This is a genomic window from Vibrio sp. 970, assembly GCF_033339075.1.
In genome coordinates this window covers 1-689 of record NZ_JAWOTW010000337.1, presented here as the reverse complement: position 1 = coordinate 689, position 689 = coordinate 1, and the positions used below count along the sequence as shown (strand labels likewise).

Below are 689 nucleotides of genomic sequence, written 5' to 3'. Positions count from 1 at the left end.
GAAGGTGGTGATTGGCTCACGTTCGATGTGACCGCTTCTCATGGCACATTTGTATTCGATAAGCCAGCAGGTAGCGAACAAGCTTTTGTCATCATGCCGGATGGCCGCTCTGAGCGTCCGAACTTTGTAATACGCGGTAAGCGTCGTTCGATGTTCGATTTCTTCTTTGTTGAAGAGGGCACGCATAAGGTTGCGATCAACAATGAGCCGAGCTACTACACCCAGTACAAAGCAGGTCGCCGCGATACTGTGAAGTGGGTTAGAGCCAATAAAGCTGAGCGCGCTGATGTGCTACCAGAAAAAACGCGTGATGTGGTGACTCAGCTAAGCTACACCCGCGCAGAAAGCTACATCACGGTCGGTAAACCAACAGAAAAAGCGTTAGAAATTGAAGGCAAATTGCTAGAGCTAAAACCGCTGACTCACCCATCTGACATCATTGAAGGTGAAGCGGTGACGTTCCAGTTCTTCTTCGATGGCAAACCTCAACAAGGTGTGACGGCAGAGATCACGCGTGAAGGAACGTTGTATCGCAACCATCAAGAGCAAATTGACGTGGTGAGTGATAAAGACGGAAAAATTACTTTTACGCCAGACGTGGCAGGGCGCTATCTAATGAAATCGAACTACAAAGGTGAGTTGAACAATCACCCATTAGCGGACAAAACCAGCGCGAATGTACACCTAAC

Annotated in this window: 1 protein-coding gene; it reads left to right on the top strand. The window is 48.5% G+C overall.

The genetic code is table 11. The features are described 5' to 3' along the window. The coding region (locus tag R7Q11_RS26515; protein WP_225467038.1) for a DUF4198 domain-containing protein at positions 1–689 on the top strand (689 nt) is incomplete at both ends.